The following is a 24,135-nucleotide window of genomic DNA, read 5'->3' on the forward strand; positions in this document are numbered from 1 at the left end:
GGAGCGACCGCCATGCGGACAAAGGGGGCAGTGGCAGCATTGCCCAGTGATGAGCAAATCAGGTTCACCAAACCTGGGGCCAGATGGGTAACGACAAAAAGCAAGGCTATCTGAAAAGCACTTATGTAATCCTTGGCGGGCTCTAGTCCCCAATCCCCAAGCCCAGCAGGATCTGAGGTATTTGCTTTTTCAACGTGAAGAAGCCTTTGGTCGCATAGGGCCAGGTTTTATCGTCGTATTTGCTTCGGACCTGGTGGAGCGTAATGCCCGCTTTAGCTAAGCCCTCCTTCGCACCCGCGAGGGATGTTTGAGCCGACCCAACTGGGGCGTAAGCAGTGACGATTGCGCTCACGCCTGCCTTTTGTGTCGCATCTATGATTGCGTCCGTCCAACTCTCCACCGAGATCGGTTGGCCCCCTCCGTTGCGCGTAAGCGCGTCGGCAACAGCGCCAAACGCAAAGTCCTGCGCACGCTTTCCGATCGTCAAAGGTGAGCGCTCCTCGGTAGCCAAAAGGCCGAGCGTTGCCGCCGGCGCGTGCAGCAACATATCCTCGGGAAACGCGTTTTCTTCGGTTACGAGTAAAAGATAGTCCTCCTCAGGAAATGGATCAGCCGAGGGGATTGGCACTTTTGGGTGTTCGACGTTCTCCACCAAAGGTTTCGCAGTTTTGGACAGTTTGAATTCAGGGTTAAATCGCTTTTCGGTGTATTTCGAGATATTCGAGATCCGCGCCAAATAGGTTTTACCCTTGGTGTGGAGGCCGGCGACCCAACGCCAACTGAGCGTGTTGGAGGCTGGATCGCCGTCCAAAAGGTGGCGCAGAAAGAAGTCCGCGCCCAGTTCCCAAGGGAGGCGCAGCGTGAAAATCCAAATCGATGCGAACCACATTCGAGCGTGATTGTGCAGATAGCCCGTGTCCACCAGCTCTTGGGACCACTGGTCAAACCCCTCAATGCCAGTAGCGCCGTTTACCGCTGCGCGGTAGTCTTGAGCCATCGCGTGGTTCGCTTGAAGCGCCTCGATCTCGCGCATAAGGCCGCTTTGGTATGCGCTCCAGACACTAGGGCGCTGTTCCAGCCAGCCCTTGAAGTAGGTGCGCCAGAAAACTTCCTGAATAAACTTTTCTGCTGTTGAAGGGGCGTGGCGGGCGAGTGTGGCGCGCAGTACCTCTTCTTCTGTGATCAACCGGTGGCGTATCCAAGGTGAAAGTGCTGAGACGTTGCTGCGATGACCCGGGCCAAAATCGTAGTTTCGATGGTCCGTATAGTACTGACCCGCGCGCGCGACAAACCTGTCAAGCCGCTTGAGCCCTTCATCTCGGGTCGGGGTGAACGTGATGCGTTCTGGACCGGTCTCAAGCCCTGGTAACAACGGTTGGTTGCTCATGTCTTTCTCCGGCATCGTGCGGAGCAATAGCGCACCTCATCCCAAACTCTCGCCCACTTCTTTCGCCAAACGAACGGACGCCCGCAGGTTGTACAGACCTTGGTTGGTAGGTTGGGTTTCTTGCGCATTTTCATGTCGTGTCACTCTCCTAGCGGCAATTCGAGCTGGGTCGTCTGTATTGTCGTTCTGCGCTGACGGTAATTTTGAGAGCCACTCTTGCGACTGCCATGTTTGGTTTGAATGGCAGAAGCTATGGAGCGAAAATCGCGCCCATCCCGAACGGCCCAAATACGCTCGCGGGCGAACTTTGCTGCCGTCAAGTGGTCAATGATCGGCGCAGGGTAGGTCTTTCCAAGCACGGACCCTGCATTTTCCGCTTTCCAGGGCTCCTGTAAGTGCTTGTCGGCGATCCCGTTCAATTCAGGCACCCAGTGTCTTGTAAAGGCACCAGTGGGATCTTGGTCATAACCTTGTTTAACGGGATTGTAGATTCTGATGGTGTTGATCCCGGTTGTTCCAGACTGCATTTGAACCTGGCTCCAGTGGATCCCGGGCTCATAATCCGTAAAAAGGCGCGCCAGTGCCTCGCCGGGTACCCGCCAGTGCATCCAAAGATGGTAACTTGCGACTGCCATCACCATCGCGCGCATGCGGAAATTCAACCAACCTGTGGCTTGTAACGACCGCATGCATGCATCGACGAAAGGCAGCCCCGTTTCGCCTTTTATCCAGGTATTCAGCCGCGCCTGATCCGGCGCAGAGCTGCGTAAACCGTCATAACCGCTATGAAGGTTCTCGAATTCGATCCTCGGTTCATCCTCAAGCTTTTGAAGAAAATGACAATGCCAGTGAAGCCGCCCAGTGAAGGATTTCATCGATCTGCGCCAAGCCAACGCGTCATTTGGAGGTTTTGCCAGCATGTCCGTCTGCCGGGCCCGAGTTGCCTGTGCCACCTCTCGCATGGAAAGCGTGCCCCACGCGAGATGAGGAGAGAGGCGAGAGCAAGCGTGCGCTCCTTGAAGCGGCGAGGACATTGCACTGCGATAGGACTGACCACGTGAGTTTAGAAAGCTCGCCAAACAGTCCAAACCTGCCGCGCGGCCACCTTTCTGTCGATCTGGGCATATGTCAGGCGCAAGCCCGAGATCCGACGCCGATGGTATTTCCCCGGGGACAACTTCCAAAGGCTCGAGGGCAGAGGTGGTCACCTGCGGCTCTGCCATGAATTGGTCCCAGTTTTTGGCCCAGCCGTCACGAGATTGCAGCCGACGTTGCACCCCATGATTGCGAATTTCATGCCAAGGCACGCCTTTGGCGCGACACCAAGCACCGACTCGGCGATCTCGCTGATAGGTCCAGCCGTTGCCGGTTTCCTCATGGGACCAGAGCGCATCGATGCCGTTTGAGCTTTGAATTGCGTTCAGGACGTCGACAGCTTCGCCGTAGCGGATCACGAGCGGCTGGCCAATCGCGGCGAGACTCTCCTGAAGTTCGTATAGTGTCTCTGCAATAAAGTCCCAGTGACGGCGGGCCATATCAGCCTGACACCACAACTCTGGCTCGACTACATAGAGCGGTAGAACGCGGGACCTGGCCGACGCCAGAGCAAGCGCACGGTGATCGTGAACCCTCAGATCACGTTTGAACCAAACCACGTTGAAGCCGCGACGCTTGTTTTCTTTTTTCATGCAGAGCATGTAGGGCCAAGTCCGCGGTTCTCACCAAAAAATGCACCGCTCTATCGAATTACCGAGAGACGTTGGCTGTTCGCATGTCGCGGATATCTTATTGGTTCGCGCGCGGTGTTAGTCAGCTTTGCGCGACACAAACACTCGGTTGGTCGCTACACTTGGGGACCAAAACGTAGTCCGTTCGTCCACTTAGGGCTCGATGCAGGTAGCCGTGAAAGTTTTGAGAACAACCGCAATGCGTAGAAAGCTGACTTTGCAAAGTCTGGCTACGGCCTCAAGCGGTCCTTCGCAACTTAGCTTAAGGAAGCTTTGTCAAATGAGGCAATCAGCTGAAGCTCTTCGAATTCAGACAAAGCCGACAACGGGCGCTGTATCGCTGAAGATCGGCCGCCGTGCTGTAATCGTTCGATGGGCTTCTTGAGTATGTCCAGATTTCAACAACAGATTCAGGTAAGTCAGTTCCAATAGGTCGCGTTGCGCACGGCTACCGCCCAGGCGAGCGTGATCCGCCATGACCGGTGTGAGCAGTTGGAGTGCAACCGTCCAATCCTGCCTTGCAATCGCACCCCACGCACTGGCCACTGGACGTACGAGGTCTGCCGCAAAACCCGATTGAGTTTCGGTCAGGATCGCGAGGCGTTCTCCGTCTCCAGCCATAGCGTGGGCCAGCGCACTATGAATGTCTGCAAAACTCATGCCCGGGTTTGGAAAGAACCGCGATGCGTAGTCGCTGAGGTCGCGCCAAAGCGCGGGTGCCACCTTGTGACCCGCAATCTCGGAGCGGTACAGAAGTGCGGCGGCGTCCGTCAGAACATTGATCGGCAAAGAGTGCGACGCGGCAGGCGCGATAGCGTCTTTGTAAATCGTCCACAACTCCGTCTCATCCTCCTGCTCCAGGGCCCATAGTGCGCGATGCCAGCTCAGGTGGCCGTGCAACACAGAGCGCACATCATAATCTGCAATCCAGTCGGCAAGGTAGGCGCGACCAGCCCCACCGGAACCCTGTTCGTAAAGCGTGTGCGCTTTGAAATGCGACGCGTTTGCGTTGGCATTGTTCAAGGCCAATGAACCGTCCATCATGGACATGGCCTCATCAAGCCGTCCAACCTCGCAGAGCGCCTGACCATGCACACTCATGATCCACCAATCCTCGCCCAATGCATCATAGAGTTTGGTCGTGTAGGCAAGTTGCGCGCTTTCCCGACCGGGCTCGCCAGATGTCCCGATTAAGCCGAAAATATTGGTGCAGATTTGGGCAACAAGAACATCGCGTGGGTGATGTGCAGCGTGCTCCTGAATTGCGCTTCGCGCCTCGGATACACGTCCTTGAAGCAAGAGATCAAAGGCTGCGAGATGACCCTCCTCACGTTCGGTTAACCCGGACGCGCAGGCGTGGGCCGACGCCATCGCCTCTTGAGCACCCGCCATATCGTTTTCATACATTCGAGCCCGAGCAAGCCCAACGTAACCAAGAGCAAAACCGGGATCGGCCTCAATGGCAGTGGAGAAGGCTTCGCTTGCGCCAAAAGTGGCTGCAAGTATGTGATCAAGGCCCGTGACATAGGCGTCCCGCGCTGTAGGGTCATTGGTTGTCAGAGCAAGTCCGTATCGATCAGCCAACATTTTCCCACCTCCATTTCGCGAGCAAGTCCAAAGGTGTGCGCCCGCAATTGCTCGATGCTACCACAAAAATAGAAAGCCCAAGGAGTTGAGTGAAAAGCTGACTGTATCCGAGCAATGGAATGCAACTGATCAAATCATGAGGTTTTGATACTTTGAGTAAGAAAAACCTTAGCCACCCACGCAGAACGGACCGAGACTTGTGTTGATCGTTCTCCCGGTGATCCGTTTGACAGGCCCAACAATCCGTTGATTATGTGCGCATGACCAAAGCTCAACGACCGCCAAAACCGAAAACAGTTCCCTATAGTCCAGAGCCGGACCGCTATGAGCGGATGGTCTATCGGCGATGTGGGCGCTCTGGTGTGAAGCTTCCTGTCGTCAGCCTAGGGTTATGGCACAATTTTGGTGCGGACTCTGCCCACGAAAACAAGCGCGCCATGTGCCGGACCGCGTTTGATCACGGCATCACTCACTTTGATCTGGCAAACAACTATGGTCCACCACCCGGTTCGGCCGAAGAGGCATTTGGTGAAATCCTCAAAACGGATTTCGCGGGCTACAGGGATGAACTGATCATTTCCTCCAAAGCAGGCTACGACATGTGGCCGGGGCCTAATGGGGAATGGGGTTCACGCAAATACCTTATCGCGTCTTGTGATCAGTCACTCGCGCGTATGGGGCTTGATTACGTCGACATCTTTTATTCCCATCGTTTTGATCCGGATACCCCGCTAGAAGAGACGATGGGGGCATTGGATCATATCGTGCGGTCGGGTCGCGCGCTGTACGCAGGTATCTCAAGCTACAACTCCCAACGCACGCGCGAGGCGGTAAAGATTCTCAACGACCTTGGGACACCTTGTCTGATTCACCAGCCATCTTACAACTTGCTGAACCGTTGGGTGGAGCGGGACGGTTTACTCGATACCCTCGACGATCTTGGTGTGGGATCGATTGCGTTCACGCCGCTGGCACAAGGAATTCTAACGTCAAAATACCTACGCGACATTCCAGACGGCAGCCGTGCCACGCAGGGAAAGTCGCTACTTGATGGCATGATCAACGAGCGGTCTCTGGCAAGTGTACGTACTCTAAACGAAATGGCCGAGGCACGTGGGCAGACTCTTGCGCAAATGGCTCTGGCCTGGGTGCTCAGAGGTGGGCGCGTGACGACCGCACTTATTGGTGCGTCCCGACCGGAACAGATCATAGATTGCGCGGGCGTAGTGGATAATCTCGACTTTAGTGCTGACGAGTTGAATAAGATCGATGAAATCAGTTCTGAGGAAGACATTAATTTGTGGGCACGATCGTCAGAAACAGAATGACCGTTCATTGGCGTTTGTAAAACCGAGATCAATTAGGGTTTGCAATTACTGGCGGCCGTAGCTTTTGCAGTTTGGCCGATAAGCCATCCATACCGATTGGCTCAAACCTGCGGGCGACCATGAACCTCTATCGCTGCAATGCGGCCAGCCGAAGCCGCAATTCGCTGCGGCGGGAATTTCGGGTGCCTGGCGAACTGACAGCCTGCGGATAAGAGCAACCATCTTTGGCTCAGCTGTGAAGGAAGGGTGCAAAAATGAGTGCATATCCTTAACGGTAGACCTTTTTCGGAATTGAGTTTGCTCCGTTCAGGCTCGTATCTCCGGGAAACTTTGGGGTTAGTTTGATCAAGCAAAGTGAAGTCCAAGTTCACTGCTTACGACACCTTAGCAAACCCATGATGTTTGGTTATGGTGCTGAATATCACCGCCTAAAAATAGCGCGACAAGTATTCTCGCAACCGATGTCATACGGATGTCGCGGATAGCCCGCAAAAGGCGCGTTGACCAACCAATTTGAGAGGTGCCCAATGTCTTTCTCTAACCGCCCGCTATTTTCGCGTCGCCAGTTTCTCTCCACTACAGCTACAAGTGCTGCTGCAATTACACTTCATCCCTTCTCGGCTTCGGCGGCCATCAATCAGGCCCATCTTCGTATCATGGAAACGACCGACATCCACGTTCATGTCTTCCCCTATGATTATTACGCTGACAAACCCCGAGACACCGTGGGCCTGTCCCGCACGGCATCTATCATCAATGAGATCCGCTCCGAGGCTACGAACTCGCTTTTGGTTGATAACGGAGACTTTCTGCAGGGCAATCCGATGGGCGATTACATCGCCTATGAACGCGGCATGAAGGAAGGGGACAGCCACCCAATCATAACCGCGTTCAACACAGTTGGTTATGATGCAGCTACGCTGGGCAATCATGAGTTCAACTATGGGATAAACTTCCTTGAGACCTCTTTGGCAGGTGCCGATTTTCCAGTGGTTCTGGCCAACGTCGCGAAGGAGAAAGGCGCAAGCCCGCGCGATGACAAGACGCTTGTCCAGCCTTACGCCATTCTCGACCGCGAGATCGAAATGGGTGATGGAACGAAGCATCCGATCAAGATCGGTGTAATCGGCTTTACGCCTCCGCAGATCATGAACTGGGATCGCAAGCATCTCGAAGGTAATGTCGAAGCGCGGGACATCATTGAAACGGCTCAGGCCTATGTGCCTGAGATGCAGGAGCAGGGCTGTGATCTGATCATCGCGCTGTCGCATTCCGGAATTGGTGATGCCAACCATGCGGATGGCATGGAAAACGCGTCGGTTGTGCTTGCAAGTGTCGAAGGGATCGACGCGCTGGTTACAGGTCACAACCACTTGGTATTTCCGTCGCCAACCTTTGCAGACCGCCCGGGGATCGATGTTGAAAAAGGCACGCTTATGGGCAAACCCGCCGTGATGGGCGGATTCTGGGGGTCACATCTTGGCCTGCTTGATCTGCTGTTGGAGCGAGACGGGAATGAATGGCGTGTAGTGACCACCACTTCCGAGGCGCGACCTATTTCCCAAAGAAACGAAGACCGTTCAATCACCGCATTGGTCGGAGATGATCAGCGAGTCCTCGACTCGGTCGCGACAGATCACGAAGAGACACTGGCCTATGTTCGGCGCGCTGTGGGCAAGACCTCGGCCCCTCTGCACAGCTATTTTGCGCTGGTCGCAGATGATCCCTCAGTCCAGATCGTATCAATCGCGCAGAAATGGTATGTCGCAGAAATGCTGAAAGGCACCGAACATGAAGGCCTGCCGATCCTTTCCGCAGCAGCACCTTTCAAGGCCGGTGGCCGCGGCGGCCCAGAGTACTACACAGATGTACCCATTGGTGACATTGCCATCAAAAACGTCGCGGATCTCTATCTCTATCCGAACACCGTCAGAGCGGTCCGCGTAAACGGAGCGCAAGTCAGGGGCTGGTTGGAACGTTCGGCCGGAATGTTCAATCAGGTGGAAGTGGGATCAAAAGATGCGAACCTACTGAACCCGGACTTCCCGTCGTACAACTTCGACGTGATGGATGGCGTGATCTATCAGATTGACCTGTCCCAGCCGTCGCGCTTCGGGCCCAAAGGGGAGGAGATTAACCCTGATGCGGCGCGGATTGTCGACCTGACTTACGATGGTCAACCGGTCACGGATGACATGGAGTTCATCATCGCCACCAATAACTATCGCGCATCAGGCGGAGGTTCATTCCCTGGGGCGTTAGGTGACACAATCGTATTTGAAGCCCCGGATACAAACCGCGACGTCATCGTGCGCTATATTGTCGAGCAAGGCACGATCGATCCAAAGGCAGATGCCAACTGGTCTTTTGCGCCTCTTGCGGACACGACAGTGTTGTTCGAGACGGGCCCAAAAGCACGGGATTATATGAGCGACGTCAATGGTGTCACAATCGAGGACGCCGGAGAAGGCTCAGACGGTTTCGCAGCCTTCCGGATCAAGCTCTGACCCAATATGCGCACGCAAATCACCCGCCACCAAATGAAACCGGTGGCGGGCATATATCTGTAGCCTCGCAAACAAAACCGCCCTTAGTTTAGACGCCCTCAAAAGTGGTGACCAACTCTGACTCGCAATAGTCAAATTCGGCTGTCAGGTGGCGATTAGGCTGTGTCGCGCAGCTCTTAGGGGTGTGCTCGATGGACCCTTTCACGGTTTCTATGCTAGTTTGCCCTCGAAACAACAGACAGAGCCTGCATGGAAATAGATGTACGCACTTGGCTCGAAGACCTTGGGCTCGGCGAATATGCCGACGCTTTTGAGGAGAACTTTGTCGATGGACACGTTCTTGCTCACCTCACAGTGGAAGACCTGAAAGATATCGGTGTAACTGCGGTCGGTCACAGGCGGAAACTGCTCGAAGCGATCGCGAAAATCAGCGAAACCGCAAACGAGAAAGTGGAGACAGAACAGGAAAATGCCGAAGCTAAAACTGCTGCTCAACGCTCTGGTGAGCGCAGACAAGTAACTGTTTTGTTCGCAGATATCTGTGGATTCACTAAATTATCTTCATCGATTGATTCCGAAGCGGTTCACGAGCTTTTGGCTGCGTACTTCGAAGTAGCTGACGGCATAGTCAATAATTTTGGCGGAACAGTTGATAAGCACGTGGGCGACAGCGTTATGGCTGTGTTCGGAGCACCGATTTCACACGGAAATGACGCTGAAAGGGCCGTCCGCGCAGCAATAGCGATCCAAGACGCGATACCAGGTGTTTCAGAACAGGTTGGACGGCCGTTGGAAACTCACATTGGTATTGCTTGTGGTGAGGTCGTAGCAAGCGGCGTTGGTCCTGATAGCCATTACACTGTTATCGGAGAGTCGGTGAACTTAGCTGCCAGACTAACAGACAAGGCTTCCGCTGGGGAAATTCTGATATCGGAGCTGGTCCGCCGGTCCATAGAAGGGAAAATTGGCGCTATAGAGGTAGGGGACGTTTCCGTTAAAGGTCTTTTGGAGCCCGTGCGAGTGCACTCAGTGCGAGGCAGCCAGGACGCTCCACAAACGCAGCATGCAACTCCATTCCTTGGCCGCGTGGCCGAGATGCAGCAATTCAAGAGTGCACTGAAAGTGTGCAAGGAAGCTGAAAGAGGGCAGGTGATCCAAGTCCGGGGCGATCCCGGAATCGGGAAGACTCGTCTGACAGATGAATACTGCCGTTTGGCTGCAGAGAATGGATTTCTGTGTCACCGCACCCTTGTTCTTGATTTCGGTGTCGGTATGGGACAGGACCCGATCCGCTCGTTGGTCCGTAGTCTACTCGAAGTACCAGCGGGAGCAGATCGTGATGATCGGCGCGCAGCGGCCAGGAGCGCGGTTGCGGACGGATTTGTGACCGCAGAAAATGCGGTTCATCTCAACGACCTACTGAACCTGCCGCGCTCGCTAGAAGAACAAGCTCTTTACGACGCTATGGACAATCTGACGCGTAACACAGGTAAAGTGGAAACTGTTGTTGCTCTTGTCCGGGCGCTTAGTGCGAAGCTTCCTAGACTTATCGTTTTCGAAGATATCCACTGGGCGGATAAGCTTGTCCTTAAGCAAATTGCTGGTTTGGGACTTGGTTCAATTGGCGCGCCCATCATGATCGTTCTTACTTCGAGGATTGAAGGCGACCCGATTGATCCGGCTTGGCGCGGGGCCTTGGCAGGCGCACCATTCACAACATTGGATCTCGGCCCTCTTAGCGAGGCCGACGCCATGGGAATGGCTGCCAACATTGTCGACATCGCAAACAAATTCGCTCGTTCTTGCGTAGAACGGGCAGCTGGTAACCCATTGTTCCTAGAGCAATTGCTCAGAAGCGCTCATGAGGCAAACGACGTTCAAGTTCCAGGATCAGTTCAGAGCATTGTACAAGCAAGACTTGATCGTTTGCCGGCAATTGACAAATCGGCCATTCAAGCCGCTTCAGTTTTGGGACAACGGTTTACGCTCGCTTCATTACGTCGGTTGATCAAAAATGACTCGTATGACACTGCGAAATTATTAGCACATCAACTTATCCGCGAGCAGGATGACGGATATCTATTTTCCCATGCGCTGGTAAGAGATGGTGTATATGGCTCACTGCTTCGAGCGCGTCGAAATGAATTTCATCTTGCAGCTGCGGACTGGTTTGCAGGCAAGGATCTCCCACTAAATGCCGAACATCTGGACTGTGCCGGGCACAAGGGCGCAGCGCAGGCATATCTTCACGCAGCAGAAGAGCAACAGGCGGTGCTGCGGTTTGAAAGTGCACAGCGGCTGGCTGAGCGTGGTCTTGCCGTGGCGGACGAAACTGATGTGTCCTACGCTTTGTATTGCCTGCTAGGCGAATTGCTGCGGGAACTGGGTGAGCCCGAAAAGTCGATTGATGCATATCAGGAAGCTCTTTCTCGCCATTCAAACAATACGGAAAAATGCGTTGCCTTACTCGGTATTGCTGAAGGCATGCGCATCATAGACCAAACCGACGAGGCACTCGACCTTGTGGCCCAAGCGCAGCCTATTGCAGAAGCCAATGACTTGATTGAAACCTTGATGCGCCTTCATCATTTACGTGGAAACTTGCTTTTCCCGAAGGGTGATATCACTGGATGTGAGGCGGGGCATCGGCAAAGCATCGAATATGCAAGACAGATCGGTTCGACTGAGGGCGAAGCAAAGGGGCTCGGCGGTTTGGGCGATGCAGCCTACGTGGCCGGGCGCATGCGAACATCTCATGACATGCTGTCACGATGTGTAGAAATAAGTAGAGCCAATGGTTACGGGCGGACTGAAGTGGCAAACGCGGCACAGGTCTGTCACACAAAGATCTATATGCTCGAGCTCCGTGAAGTGCTCGAACAGGCTCGCAAGACAGTGGATGCAGCTCGCCGCGTTGGGCACGACCGAGCCGAAATGAACGCTGCTGCTGCAGCTCTCTTTGCAGCTGTTGAACTCAGCGACTGGTCATCAGTGGATACTCTGTGTGAGCATGTGAAAGCTTTGGGCAAAAAGCTGGGAGCGGGCAGACTTGTCCAAGAGGCATTGTCGTTCAACAGTATTCATTTGTATGCAACTGGGCGGCATCAGGAAGCACTTGAATCGATCAATCAGGCAATTAGTGGGGCAAGAAAACTGGGTATGTCTTTTGGTGGGCCCCGAATGCTTGGTCATCTTGCCCGCGTTACTCAGGACAAAATAGAGCAAGACCAAGCGATTTCTGAAGCAGAGGAAATAATTGCCAACGGCTGTGTGGGGCACAATCAACCCTTTTTCTACCGCGACGCTATCGAAGTTATGTTGCAGCGCAAAGAGTGGGGGCAGGCCCAACGGCATGCTGAATCTCTCGAAGCTTTTTTTGCGCAAGAGGATCTGCCGTGGTCGGACTTTTATGTAGCTAGAGCTCGGGCTCTTGTAGCATGGCATTCCAACCAAAAAAGTGCAGAGGCCTGCGACGTTCTGCAATCACTTCGCAATGATGCCGTCGGATTTGGTCTAAAGTCATCTTTACCAGCTATCGATCAAGCGTTGAATGCTAATTAGAAACGCTATTGAAATCTGCTGATGCACCCCTTTCAGGGTTCGCTTCGGGTTCCTTCCGGACCTTGGATGCACCGCGGTATCTGACCCGTGGAGAGCTCTCCGCACCAACAAGGGCGGCCGAAAGCGGACCTTAGACATTCGTCTTTCAATGGTCCGTTTGGCTCACGCAAAGGACGAAAGATTGAGTCCACAGTTTTGCGTGCCAAGAAACCAATACATGTCGAAGAGGCACTGTCAAAACAGGCAAGGCAAACAAACCTGGCCTTTGGGATGGTTCGGTTTTACAGCAGAAACATCGCAATTATAGTCTGTTCCAAAGGGCCTAAGCCGAAGCTCGTGCCATGGCATTACTCAGCTCTTCGGCAAGTGCCTTTACACGCCGTGGCTGCGCACGGCCTGGGGGATACATCATCTGCAAGGGGTTCGCGGGCGAGGCATGATCTTCCAATAAGGCGATCAACTTTCCTGCTTTCAGATCGGCGTCCACATCAAGCTCCGACTTCAGGATAATGCCATGCCCTGCCAAGGCCCATTGGCGCACCAATGAGCCGTCATTGACGATCTTATTTCCACGCACCGTAACGACTTGTGACGCCTTGCCAGTCCCGAAGCGCCAAACATTGTCCAAGGTTCTTCCAAACCGCATGACCAGGCAATTGTGATCCGCAAGGTCGGACGGCGTCTGAGGAATGCCATGCGTTTCGAGGTATGACGGGCCTGCACACACAACGCGCCTGTACGCTCCCAACTTTCGTATGCGCAGAGTGCTATCGGTCACTGTTCCAAATCTGAGGGCCAGATCGAACCCTTCACCAACCATATCCACGTATCCATCTGACAAGGACAACTCGACCGAAACCGCCGGGTGCTTCTCGGTGAAACGGGCGATCACCTCGGAAATAATGCTCCGCCCAAGATCAACGGGCGCGCTAATACGGATGGGCCCCGAAATGGCCTCTGCTCCATGGCGAATACGCGCGTCCAAGTCTTCCACCTCTGCCAACACAACCTTTGCACCCTCAATAAGGGTGCGCCCTTCATCGGTCAGGCTGAGAGAGCGTGTCGTTCGATTAAAGAGAACGACGCCATAATGGGCTTCGAGCGCCGCAAGTCGCTCGGACACCGTCGTTGCTGACAATCCCACTTCGCGGCCCGCTGCCACCATGCTGCCTTTCTCGGCAATCTTCAAAAACAAGCGGATATTGTCGATCATTATTATGCGTAATTTCCGGATTATATTTTTGCTATCTGCGCGTTTATCCGGAATTACCACAGCCGTATATTCCGCTCAAGCAATCGAGCACTGAAAGGAATACAACAATGTCCAAACTGACCATCGTTGCGAACATCAAAGCCAATCCCGACCAGATCGATCTTGTAAAAGCCGAGCTTGAAAAGCTGATTGATATCACTCGCGCCGAGGATGGCTGCATCAACTATGATCTGCATCAGGACAACGAAAACCCAGCGCATTTCATGTTCTATGAAAACTGGGAGAGCCGTGAACTGTGGCAGACCCACATGAGCGCTCCGCATCTGGCAGCCTACATGGAAGCTACAGAGGGCGCCGTTGCTGAATTCACGCTGAACGAAATGAGCGCGATCGCTTAAGGCCGTTCGAGCGGCGGGGGAGTTCCTCCGCCACCCAAAAGCAAGCGGCAACTCTAACGCCGCATCTAAGAGGACATGAATATGAAAGCTGTAGGTTACAATAGTTCCGGCCCGATTGACCGCACCGATGCGCTAATTGATTTCGAAGCCGCAGACCCTGTTGCCGCTGGCCACGACCTGCTGGTCCAAGTACAGGCGGTTTCTGTCAACCCGGTGGACACCAAGATTCGCCAGCGCCGCGCTCCCGAAGGCGACACGCCCGCCGTTCTGGGCTGGGATGCTGCAGGCGAGGTCGTCGCCGTCGGAGGGGACGTTACCCGCTTCAAGGTAGGCGATAAGGTTTGGTATGCTGGTGCGATCAATCGCCCGGGCACGAATTCCGAATATCATCTTGTTGACGAACGCATCGTTGGGCGGGCTCCTGCGTCCGTCGATACGGCGTCGGCAGCGGCTCTGCCACTGACGACGCTGACTGCCTACGAAATGCTGTTCGACCGTATCGACGTCACCAGGCCCATTGCTGGCGCGCCCAACGCCATTGTCATTATCGGTGGCGCCGGGGGTGTCGGGTCGATCGCCATTCAGCTTTTGAAGGCGTTGACTGATACGGTCGTCATTGCAACAGCCTCGCGACCTGAAACGCAGGAATGGGTCAAAGACTTGGGGGCCGACTTTGTCGTGGACCACTCCAAACCGCTGCCCGAACAGATCCAAGCCCTTGGCATTGGGGCGCCAGCCTTTGTCTTTTCGACCAACTACTCGGAAAACTATGTCCAGCAAATTGCGGAGTTCATTGCCCCCCAGGGCCGGTTCGGACTGATCGACGATCCCGAGAATTTTGACATCATGCCCTTCAAGCAGAAGTCGGTCTCGATCCATTGGGAGTTCATGTACACGCGGTCATTGTTCGAGACAGGTGACATCGCGCGGCAAAGCGACATTTTGAACGAAGTCGCTGGGCTGATCGACAGTGGCAAGATCAAATCCACAGCAACCGAGATCTATGGAACAATCAATGCCGTCAACCTGATCCGCGCCCATGCGCTTCTGGAAAGCGGCAAGGCCAAGGGCAAAATCGTACTGGAAGGCTTCTGAAGTGCAGGTGTGGAGTTCGACGGCAGGCTAAAGGAAACAAGCCTTCGATTTCGCTGCCAATGATTGAACGACAACGATTGCCTGGGGAGGCGAAGAGCAGGGAGAACTTTACAAAGCACCTGAGCACTAACCGGCATCGCCTAATGTGGTCGTTGCACCAGATGATCCGCCATGCGACCCATCTGTGACCCGAATTTGACGCGATCAAAAACAGTGCCTTTTTGGAGTACAGATAGTGCTCACCTCCCCAGGCCACCTGCATTCAATGGATACGGACGCCACTGCAGGGACGGTCAGTCGATTGCCGGAAACACGTTGGTCTTCTTCACGGTAGAATAAACGAAACTGGTATCGATCGAAGCAATGCCACCGATGGGATGGATGCGATGGCGGATGAAATCCTCATAGGCATCCAGCCCAGGCACCACCACACGCAACTGATAATCTGAGGCACCGGTTAAGACATGGCACTCAAGCACTTCATCAATCGCGTGAATGCGGCTCTCGAAACGCCGGACATCGTCTTCATTGTGCCGTTCCAGCCGGACACGCACGAAGACCGTGATCGGCAGACCATAGGCCTTCGCGTCGACCTCGGCGCTGTAACCCCGGAGCGTGCCGCTGTCTTCGAGGTTGCGCAAACGGCGCAGGCAGGGCGACGGCGACAGGTTAACTTCGGTCGCAAGATCTTGATTGGTCATACGCCCGTTTGCCTGCAGGGCACGGATGATCTGTCGGTCTTTAGCGTCCATTTCTCTCCTTCATTGGCAGATAATGCCAAAAATTTTGCTCAAGACAGCATAACTTGCAATCTTTTGCCTGCCAATGCGTCGCATCCTGCCTCAAACACCATGAGAGAGGTTGCCATGAATTCGTCCAAAGGCTTCGCCACCCGCGCCATCCATCACGCCTATGACCCCCAGCAGAACGAAGGCGCGCTGACGCCGCCTCTGCATCTGACATCGACCTTCGTGTTCGAGACCGCAGAGGCCGGGGGCGAGATGTTCGCTGGTGAACGCCAGGGGCATATCTACAGCCGTATTTCGAACCCGACCTGTGATCTGCTTGAAAGCCGTATCGCGACTCTAGAAGGAGCCGAAGCAGGGCTGGCCCTGTCATCAGGCATGGGGGCGATCACCGCTGTGTTGTGGACCTTGTTGTCCCCAGGGGACGAGGTGATCGTGGACAAAACCCTTTATGGCTGCACCTTCGCTTTCATGCAGCATGGGCTGCAGAAATGGGGAGTGAAAATCACCCACGTGGATATGACCGACCCCGAAAACCTGCGCGAGGTGATTTCAGAGCAAACGCGAGTGGTCTATTTCGAAACCCCCGCCAACCCGAATATGCGACTGGTCGACATCGCTGCCACCGCCGCAATCGCGCATGAGGTCGGGGCGCAGGTGGTTGTCGACAACACCTATGCCACCCCCTTTCTGACACGGCCGATTGAGCTGGGCGCCGATCTTGTGGTGCATTCTGCCACCAAATACCTTGGTGGACATGGCGATGTGGTCGCCGGGCTGGTCGCTGGCACAACCGAACAGATCACCGAGATCCGGCTTGTTGGAATGAAAGACATGACTGGTGCTGTCATGGCGCCGTTCAACGCAATGCTGATCCTGCGCGGGTTGAAAACCCTGTCGCTGCGGATGGAGCGCCATTGCGCTTCGGCCCAAGTCGTTGCCGACTATCTCCAAAATCACCCATCGGTGCGGGCGGTCTATTTCCCCGGGTTGGAAAGCTTTGCCCAACATGCACTTGCCACGCGCCAAATGTCCAAATCTGGTGCGATGATTGCCTTCGAAGTCGACGGTGGCATGGCGGCTGGCGTTGCGTTCATGAACAATCTGGGCATGATCCAGCGGGCTGTGTCTCTGGGCGATGCCGAAACGCTGATCCAGCATCCGGCTTCGATGACCCATTCGACCTATACGCCCGAAGAGCGCGCCGAACACGGTATCAGTGACGGGCTAATCCGCTTGTCAGTCGGGTTGGAGGATGTCGCGGATATCATTGCCGACCTGGATCAAGCATTGCCTCGCCCCCTGCATCACGCCGCCGAATAAGGAGAGCCTTATGCCCACCAACATCAGCCATCTGAAGACCATCGAGCAACACCTGTTGTGGCTGTCACATTGGATGATCCACCACGCCAATCACGTGCGCCCTAAGGTTGACGGTATCAAGGTCGGTGGGCACCAGGCTTCATCGGCCTCGATGGTGTCGATCATGACGGCGCTCTACTTCTCGGCCCTGAAGCCTGAGGACCGCGTGGCCGTCAAGCCTCATGCATCACCGGTCTTTCACGCGATGCAATACCTGATGGGCAATCAGACGCGCGATAAGATGGAGAACTTCCGTGGCTTTGGCGGCGTGCAGTCCTATCCCAGCAGGACCAAGGATATAGACGATGTGGACTTCTCGACCGGTTCGGTCGGGCTGGGCGTCGCAATCACCTCTTTCGCCTCGATCATCCAGGATTACATCAAGGCCAAGAGCTGGGGGAGCGATGCCCCGATGGGGCGCATGGTTGCGCTGGTTGGCGATGCCGAGCTGGATGAGGGCAACATCTACGAGGCTCTGCAGGAAGGCTGGAAAAACGATCTGCGCAACACGTGGTGGATCATCGACTATAACCGGCAGTCACTGGATGGGATCGTCCGCGAGGGGCTGTTTGAACGGATCGAAAAGATATTCGATGCCTTCGGATGGAACGTGGTACGGGTAAAGCACGGCGCATTGCAACGCGCGGCCTTTGAAGAGCCGGGCGGCGACAAACTACGCGACTGGATCGACGCCTGTCCCAATCAGGAATACTCGGCGCTTACGTTTATGGGCGGAGCAGTCTGGCGCAAGCGGTTGATGGATGATCTTGGAGATCAGGGCGATGTCTCTGCCCTGATCGACAGGCGCAGCGACGACGAACTGGCAGCCCTCATGGAAAACCTCGGCGGTAACTGCGTCCAGACTATGGCGGAAACCTTTGATGCCATCGATCACGACCGCCCCACCTGCTTCCTGGCCTATACGGTGAAAGGCTGGGGTACGCCCATTGCTGGCCACAAGGACAATCATGGGGGGCTGATGAACACCAAACAATTCGCCGCCTGGCAACAGCACATGGGCATCGCGACAGGCGACGAGTGGGAGCCTCTGGCCACGGTCGAAAACCCCGCCGTGTTGCGTGACTTCCTTTCACAGGTTCCCTTCTTTTCCAAAGGTATCCGGCGATATCACGATGACAAACTTGCTGTGCCCGCCATTGACATTGATACCTCACGTGAGGCCTCGACCCAGATGGTTTTTGGCAAGATCCTTGACGATCTCTCTAAAGGGGACAGTGATCTGGCTGCCCGGATTGTCACCACGTCCCCGGATGTGACGGGGACCACCAACCTTGGTCCTTGGGTGAACCGGCGCAAGCTTTTCGCCCGGTCCGAACAGGCCGACGCCTTTATCGAACACCGTATCCCTTCGACAGCGAAATGGGAATTCACCCCAGAAGGCCAGCATATCGAGCTGGGCATCGCCGAGATGAATCTGATGCTGCTTCTGGGAGCCGCTGGCCTGTCGCATTCGATCTTCGGCAAGCGGCTTATCCCCATCGGCACCGTCTATGACCCCTTCGTGGCGCGCGGCCTCGATGCGCTGAACTACGCTTGCTACCAGGACGCCCGGTTCATCCTGGTGGGCACGCCCTCTGGCGTCACGCTGGCCCCGGAAGGTGGGGCGCACCAATCGGTCGGCTCGCCTCTGATCGGTATGAGCCAGGACGGGCTTGCCTCGTTCGAGCCTGCCTTTGCAGATGAGCTTGCGGTGATCATGAATTGGGCCTTCGACTATCTTCAACGCGATGGAGAGGGCGACCCCTGTGAGCGCACTTGGCTGCGCGACGAAACAGGAGGTTCGGTGTATCTGCGCTTGACCACCAACCCGATTGAGCAACCCGGCAAGCGCCATGACGACGCGTTCAAACAAGGGGCCATCGACGGGGCCTATTGGTTGCGGAAACCCGGACCGAACTGCGAGATTGTCATCGCCTATCAGGGCGCCGTCGCCCCTGAGGCGATCAAGGCGGCCGGAGTGATCGGAGAGGGGCGCAGGGACGTCGGTGTGCTGGCTATAACGTCCGCCGATCGGCTCAACGCGGGCTGGACCGCTGCCCAACGTGCCCGGTCTCGCGGGAATAAGTCTGCGCAGTCCCATATCGAAACCCTGATGGCTGACCTTCCACCCCATTGCAAAGTCATCACTGTCATCGATGGTCACCCGGCAACGTTGTCTTGGCTTGGTTCTGTTGCTGGCCATCAGACCATCCCGATGGGTGTCGAACATTTCGGCCAAACCGGCACGATTAGCGACCTCTACCGCCATCACGGCATTGATGCCGATGCCATCGTCGAAAAGGTAAACGGGTTGACCGTTGGGAAACATGTGAGCCGTGGTAACTTGGTGCGCTCGAACTACAACTAACGTCGCACCAAAGCTGTTATTCGAACCCGCTACGGTGAATGGCGGCTGACTGCCTGACGAGCAAACGGTAACGTCCGCTTTGGGTTGTCATCAGTTAAGACGTGCACAGCATGTGAACGATCACTTCGAGCCCAAACCTGCGCGTCGAATGGATTTCCGTCGTTCTGAAATGAGGCCGAGAGGCTAACTCTCGATCATCTCTTCAATCGCGAGGTTGAAACGATTGAACGAGCTCTAAGTTGCTGATTTTACGTCCTGCGCGAATGCCTGATTCAGTTGGTTTCTTTAGAGAGCGCCAGTGCGATCTGTTTCGTTTCAGGGCGCTGGCGAGAGGCATGTGGAAGGTTAACGAGTATGAATCGGCCAGTTGTGCACGACCGCTCGTCTGCCTTTACCAGTGAGCCAGACTCCAAGGCCTCTTGGATTAGCGGCAAATGTCCCATCAACATGCCTGCGCCAGCCTTCGTCTCTTCCACCGCCAGACTATACAATGAAAACTGTGCACCTCTTTGAGGGTGTTGCACCGTCGCGCCAACGGTCTCTGACCAAAGTCTCCAATCATCGATCCAGGTTTGATCGTGTAATAATGCAGTACGATCGAACCCCTCAAAACGCCTAAGAACAGAGGGCGCGCATACAGGGACGATCTCGTCGGGACAAATCCGGATCTGATCTTGGTCAGAGTCTGGCACACCAATGAAAATCGACAAATCGAATAGCTCGCGCGATAAGCTGGGCGGGGTTTCCATAGCTGATACAGAAAAGTTGATCTCTGGGAACAGCGCTCTGATCCGAGCAAGGCGCTTGGGTAGCCAAAGCTGGGCGAGCGACGGAAGGGCCGCAATGTGAAAATCAGTATCTGGTCTCAGGTTGCGCAGCGCGTGTGTGGCGTCCGCCAATCCATCAAAAGCGGCGGTAAATTTTGGCAGTAGATCGGATCCTGCAGCCGTGAGCGACACTCCTTGTGCGTTGCGGCGAAACAAGGCTGTACCTGCCCAGCCTTCGAGCGTTTTAATATGCTGCGAAATCGCACCGGGCGTAACGTTCAATTCCTCTGCGGCGGCGACAAAACTGACGTGTCTTGCAGCCGCCTCAAAGGCGCGCATGGCGTTTAGGGGGGGGCCTTTGGGGCGTTTGGGTGCAACACTCATGACATTAGGCTTAGTTTTTCTACGCCAAGAAATAGCATTTCTGCTTTGCGCTGTCACCGCCTTCAGGGGAACATTCAGCCAAACGGAGGACATTCTATGATGCTTTTGGAACGAGATTGGGTCCCTGCAAACTGCGAAACGCGGGTTCAGGACATTGCGCAAATAGCAGCTGGTGCGGCATCTGCCGACCTTTTGACACGAATTGAAGGTCTTGCCGAACAGAACCGCGTGATCCACGAGGAGGAGTGTTTCAACCTCAACCCGGCCACCAATGTGATGAACCCAAAAGCCGAAGCGCTCTTGTCCTCTGGCATCGGATCACGGCCATCCTTGGGGTATCCGGGCGACAAATATGAAATGGGTCTAGAGGCCATTGAAGAGATCGAGGTAATCGCGGCACAGCTTTGTGCCGAGGTATTTGAAGCAAAGTATGCCGAGGTTCGCGTCCCCTCGGGTGCCTTAGCCAACCTTTACGGCTTTATGGCGACCTGCAAAGCAGGTGACACGATCATCGCGCCGCCTGCGTCGATTGGCGGGCATGTCACGCATCATCCTGCGGGATGCGCCGGACTGTTTGGTTTGCGCACGATCGAGGCACCGGTGGATGCTACTGGCTACACAGTTGATCTCGATCAACTTCGCGCCTTGGCGTTGGCCGAACGCCCAAAACTCATCACCGTTGGTGGTAGTTTGAACCTGTTCGAGCACCCAGTGGCCGAGGTGCGTGCGATCGCTGACGAGGTCGGCGCGAAAGTCATGTTCGATGCAGCGCACCAATGCGGGATCATCGCGGGCAAGGCCTGGTCCAATCCTCTCGCTGAGGGTGCCCATTTCATGACGATGAGCACCTACAAGAGTCTTGGCGGCCCCGCTGGCGGTTTGATCGTCACCAATGACACCGACATTGCCAGGGCACTCGATGCCATCGCATTTCCCGGCATGACGGCCAATTTTGATGCCGCGAAGACAGCAGCGCTGGCGGTGACTATGCTGGATTGGAAAGAATATGGTGTGGCCTATGCAATAGAGACGATTGCGATGTCTCAAGCCTTGGCTTCGACCTTGAGCGACATTGGCGTACCGGTCTTTGCTGGCGCTGAAGGCTATACAAATTCTCATCAGTTCGCCGTCGAAGCCGCTGCATATGGAGGCGGTCAAGCTGCGTCCAAGACGCTAAGGGAAAACGGCTTTCTGGCGTGTGGCATCGGCCTACCCATTGCGGCTGTTGAAGGCGATATGAATGGTTTGAGAATTGGGACACCTGAGTTGGTTCGTTGGGGCATGACCGCAGATGACACTCAGCAACTGGCACAATTAATAAAGCGCGGCCTGACCGAAACTGGTTTAGCGGGAGAGGTGTCCAACTGGAGGCGAACTTTCAACAAGCTGAGTTTTGTACACTAGCGATACATCGGCTGTTGGATTGTACCAAAAAGGTCGGCTTCGCCTGCAAAACGGTTACTTGGGGTAAGACGACAGGCTCCTGCGTCGAGCCCCAAGGCACAATCCGAGAATGGCGTCCTCTTCGGTGACGCGAGAGAAACTGAAAGTTTCTCAGGGCAATTCGAAATTCGGATGCCGGTTTTTCGGAGAGCGAAGGACTTAGAACTTAAACGACGGGCAAACCAGCGGATGGTAAAACGGCCTTTGAACAGGTTGCTGGAAATTGCAATGCAAAGGGCAGCTTCTGACCCAGTGCTCAAGTCAGAAAGGGCAACATTTGGGCAAAGGCAAACTTACTACCTTTTCAATTAGTTTGGTTGGCTTTAAGAGGTTCGTCGTACCGACGGCTTCGACCGGCGATGTGTAAGAAGCAGCGAATCTGTTCAGGGCAGGGGTGTTTAAATCCCGCCATCTGGTCTAGGTCGCTGAATGGTTGTTGGGCCGTATGGCCGAAGTGAGTTTTTGGGTCTGGAAATGGCCCGACACGCTTAGCCCGCGTGGTGGAATGGTAGACACAGGAGACTTAAAATCTCCAGGCAGAAATGCCGTGCCGGTTCGAGTCCGGCCGCGGGTACCAACTTTTGGTTTCACAACAGGCGATCCTGGTCCAAGTGGAGTGTACGCTTCACCTTTGGGCGGACGCTGGAGAAATAGCTTCGGGTAGACGGAGAACGTGGCGCTGGCGGGAAATGTAACGCTTTATCCCGCGCGCAGTACGTCAGATAGGAAATCCCAGTTGACCGATCAGTTTCCAAATGTCCCGATTGGCCTGGGAAAGCTGATTTACGATGTTCTCAATTTCTTCGATGGCTTTATCATCAACAGTGTCTTCGCGCCCAAGTTTAATGTCAGTCTTGCGATCCGCTATTCGCATCAAAATCGTCTTTGGATTCCCGCTTTCAGCGTCAAAGGAATAGATGCAGTGATTGTATCGGTTTCGGATTGATGAAAGCTTGCTGAGCCGCTGCGTGTGTTTGAGGATCGAGTCGCGAACCTCTGCTGGACGGCCCTCCATTTTGGCGAGTCGTTCGACAAGGTCGATACGGGCTCGGGTCGTGTTGAGCGTCAAAAAGGTGATGACCGCGACGTCTTTATTTGTTCCGCTCAGGCCAGCAATCAGGTGGATCAACAAACTCTCTGTGTTCGTCCACATGTAATTCAGCCGACCAACCAGCAAGATCAGGCGGTCAAAGCGGGATTGGAGTGTTTCAGTCAAAGCTCTGGCCGTGCTGTTCGTCTGGTGCCACTTCAAAGTAGAACTGCGCGGCAGCGGTTCGATTGCTTACACCGATCTTACCGGCGACATTGTGCATGTGCAGTTTCACAGTGTGTTCAGTGATGCCAAGGTTCGAAGCAATGATCTTGTTGCTTTGGCCTTTTGAGACAAGGCGCAGAACCTCTTTTTCCCGCCGTGTCAGTCTCGAATAGACAGGGTGGGGTTCCTTCGGCTTCACAGTGCTTTCGTTCAGAAGGCATGGTTTGGCTTCTGGCTGACCTTTCGACATGCAATCCGCAACACAGCTGGGCAAGTAGAGTTCTTCATGCATCAGCAGGCGCAGAATCGAGCGCCAAACATCCGGGGCAACGTTCATTGGTAGATAACCGATGTCACCGAACTGGGCGCGGTCCCAGCTTTCGAACAGAGCTCGGGCGGCGTCCTCCTTGCGATAAGCAAAGGCGATACACCCTGATCCGGCGGCCTTGGTATAGACTTCCGGACGGGCCAGAAGATCATCCAGCATGATCTGGTCCACGACGACCACTCTGTCAGATCCCGAACCTAGATTGTTCAGTTCAATAAGTTCTTCGACTGTTTCAAACCTATGCGCGGCGACACCGAATTCGGTCTGGACGCTTCGTAGAGTTTGATTTGAGTAGAAGAGTTCTTTGCCGACGAAGTTGATCGAAAAATCTTCAGGACAAATTCCAATAGGCGTAACGCTATCCTGCAACGGATTGCTCATAATTTCCCCCTTTGAACCCACGTCGCCAAAAAAAATATGCGACGAAATCGTAAACAACACTTGGGACTTAGATTAACAGTAAATTAACTTCTATTGCTTTTCAACTATAGCGGAAAGTCTGGTTTTCATCAACATTGCGTGTTCGCCTGCCCATCCGATCTAGAACTTTTGGCTAGGTAAAATGATGCCCTTCTCGCAAAAGTAGAGGGAAATAAGAGGTTTACCCGATCTGCGGTATTTTCTTTCTGTTTCTAGGCAAAGTTTTAATTTCGCCAAGATGCAATTCTTAAATATGCAA

Annotated in this window: 17 protein-coding genes and 1 tRNA gene; 9 read left to right on the forward strand and 9 right to left on the reverse strand. The window is 54.6% G+C overall.

Translation table 11 applies throughout. From position 1 onward, the window contains the following. Window positions 1-142 precede the first annotated feature (142 nt). The 4 genes from ACR0EO_RS14155 to ACR0EO_RS14170 all read right to left on the reverse strand — a co-directional run bounded on the left by ACR0EO_RS14155 (window position 143) and on the right by ACR0EO_RS14170 (window position 4,701). Entirely contained in the window at window positions 143-1,387 is a 1,245-nt protein-coding gene (locus ACR0EO_RS14155; RefSeq protein ID WP_480690968.1) for an FAD-binding domain-containing protein, read from the reverse strand. Next, entirely contained in the window at window positions 1,384-1,515 is a 132-nt protein-coding gene (locus ACR0EO_RS14160; protein ID WP_480691029.1) for a DUF2256 domain-containing protein, read from the reverse strand. The genes ACR0EO_RS14155 and ACR0EO_RS14160 overlap by 4 nt, the downstream gene beginning before the upstream one ends. Window positions 1,516-1,527: 12 nt before the next feature. Beyond that, on the reverse strand, window positions 1,528-3,075 hold the full coding sequence (locus ACR0EO_RS14165; protein WP_480690970.1) for an FAD-binding domain-containing protein: 1,548 nt from the start codon (window positions 3,073-3,075) through the stop codon (window positions 1,528-1,530). Window positions 3,076-3,423: 348 nt separating this feature from the next. Further along, window positions 3,424-4,701, reverse strand: coding sequence for a tetratricopeptide repeat protein (locus tag ACR0EO_RS14170; protein WP_480690972.1), 1,278 nt, complete (start codon window positions 4,699-4,701; stop codon window positions 3,424-3,426). A 260-nt stretch (window positions 4,702-4,961) separates the two neighbouring features. On the opposite strand from ACR0EO_RS14170, the gene mgrA reads away from it, so the two are divergent. From mgrA to ACR0EO_RS14185, 3 genes are all read left to right on the forward strand, one after another. Beyond that, complete coding sequence (mgrA, locus tag ACR0EO_RS14175; RefSeq protein WP_480690974.1) at window positions 4,962-6,029, forward strand: L-glyceraldehyde 3-phosphate reductase; 1,068 nt, start codon at window positions 4,962-4,964, stop codon at window positions 6,027-6,029. A 527-nt stretch (window positions 6,030-6,556) separates the two neighbouring features. Beyond that, window positions 6,557-8,536 carry a bifunctional 2',3'-cyclic-nucleotide 2'-phosphodiesterase/3'-nucleotidase gene (locus ACR0EO_RS14180; protein ID WP_480690976.1) on the forward strand — a complete coding sequence of 660 codons (1,980 nt, stop codon included), beginning with the start codon at window positions 6,557-6,559 and terminating at the stop codon, window positions 8,534-8,536. A 249-nt stretch (window positions 8,537-8,785) separates the two neighbouring features. Beyond that, entirely contained in the window at window positions 8,786-12,097 is a 3,312-nt protein-coding gene (locus ACR0EO_RS14185; protein ID WP_480690978.1) for an adenylate/guanylate cyclase domain-containing protein, read from the forward strand. A gap of 322 nt (window positions 12,098-12,419) precedes the next feature. Here the strand turns inward: ACR0EO_RS14185 and ACR0EO_RS14190 are convergent, their stop codons facing one another. Continuing rightward, entirely contained in the window at window positions 12,420-13,310 is an 891-nt protein-coding gene (locus ACR0EO_RS14190) for a LysR family transcriptional regulator (RefSeq protein ID WP_480690980.1), read from the reverse strand. Between the two features lie 107 nt (window positions 13,311-13,417). Between ACR0EO_RS14190 and ACR0EO_RS14195 the strand changes: the two genes are divergently transcribed. After that, a complete protein-coding gene (locus ACR0EO_RS14195; RefSeq protein ID WP_480690982.1) occupies window positions 13,418-13,708 on the forward strand; it encodes a putative quinol monooxygenase in 291 nt (96 codons plus the stop codon). Between the two features lie 81 nt (window positions 13,709-13,789). Then, on the forward strand, window positions 13,790-14,803 hold the full coding sequence (locus tag ACR0EO_RS14200) for a zinc-binding alcohol dehydrogenase family protein (protein ID WP_480690984.1): 1,014 nt from the start codon (window positions 13,790-13,792) through the stop codon (window positions 14,801-14,803). 293 nt (window positions 14,804-15,096) lie between these two features. Here ACR0EO_RS14200 and ACR0EO_RS14205 read toward each other — a convergent pair whose 3' ends face one another. Next, entirely contained in the window at window positions 15,097-15,555 is a 459-nt protein-coding gene (locus ACR0EO_RS14205) for an Lrp/AsnC family transcriptional regulator (protein ID WP_480690986.1), read from the reverse strand. A gap of 114 nt (window positions 15,556-15,669) precedes the next feature. On the opposite strand from ACR0EO_RS14205, the gene ACR0EO_RS14210 reads away from it, so the two are divergent. Then, window positions 15,670-16,872 carry a methionine gamma-lyase gene (locus ACR0EO_RS14210; RefSeq protein ID WP_480690988.1) on the forward strand — a complete coding sequence of 401 codons (1,203 nt, stop codon included), beginning with the start codon at window positions 15,670-15,672 and terminating at the stop codon, window positions 16,870-16,872. A gap of 10 nt (window positions 16,873-16,882) precedes the next feature. Further along, entirely contained in the window at window positions 16,883-19,279 is a 2,397-nt protein-coding gene (locus tag ACR0EO_RS14215; RefSeq protein WP_480690990.1) for a 1-deoxy-D-xylulose-5-phosphate synthase N-terminal domain-containing protein, read from the forward strand. 272 nt (window positions 19,280-19,551) lie between these two features. Here the strand turns inward: ACR0EO_RS14215 and ACR0EO_RS14220 are convergent, their stop codons facing one another. Continuing rightward, window positions 19,552-20,430 carry a LysR family transcriptional regulator gene (locus tag ACR0EO_RS14220; protein ID WP_480690992.1) on the reverse strand — a complete coding sequence of 293 codons (879 nt, stop codon included), beginning with the start codon at window positions 20,428-20,430 and terminating at the stop codon, window positions 19,552-19,554. A 96-nt stretch (window positions 20,431-20,526) separates the two neighbouring features. Between ACR0EO_RS14220 and ACR0EO_RS14225 the strand changes: the two genes are divergently transcribed. Both ACR0EO_RS14225 and ACR0EO_RS14230 read left to right on the forward strand, forming a co-directional pair. Next, the gene (locus tag ACR0EO_RS14225; protein WP_480690994.1) at window positions 20,527-21,834 is read left to right on the forward strand and encodes an aminotransferase class I/II-fold pyridoxal phosphate-dependent enzyme; all 1,308 of its coding nucleotides are present in this window, start codon (window positions 20,527-20,529) and stop codon (window positions 21,832-21,834) included. A 530-nt stretch (window positions 21,835-22,364) separates the two neighbouring features. Then, window positions 22,365-22,450: transfer RNA gene (locus tag ACR0EO_RS14230), tRNA-Leu, on the forward strand. A 141-nt stretch (window positions 22,451-22,591) separates the two neighbouring features. Here the strand turns inward: ACR0EO_RS14230 and ACR0EO_RS14235 are convergent. Both ACR0EO_RS14235 and ACR0EO_RS14240 read right to left on the reverse strand, forming a co-directional pair. Next, window positions 22,592-23,089 (reverse strand): hypothetical protein, encoded by a 498-nt coding sequence (locus tag ACR0EO_RS14235; RefSeq protein WP_480690996.1) that lies wholly within the window; start codon window positions 23,087-23,089, stop codon window positions 22,592-22,594. Next, window positions 23,082-23,837, reverse strand: coding sequence for a response regulator transcription factor (locus ACR0EO_RS14240; RefSeq protein ID WP_480690998.1), 756 nt, complete (start codon window positions 23,835-23,837; stop codon window positions 23,082-23,084). Before ACR0EO_RS14240 ends, ACR0EO_RS14235 begins: the two co-directional genes overlap by 8 nt. Between the last annotated feature and the right edge of the window lie 298 nt (window positions 23,838-24,135).

This window comes from Ruegeria sp. BE9 (assembly GCF_056538765.1).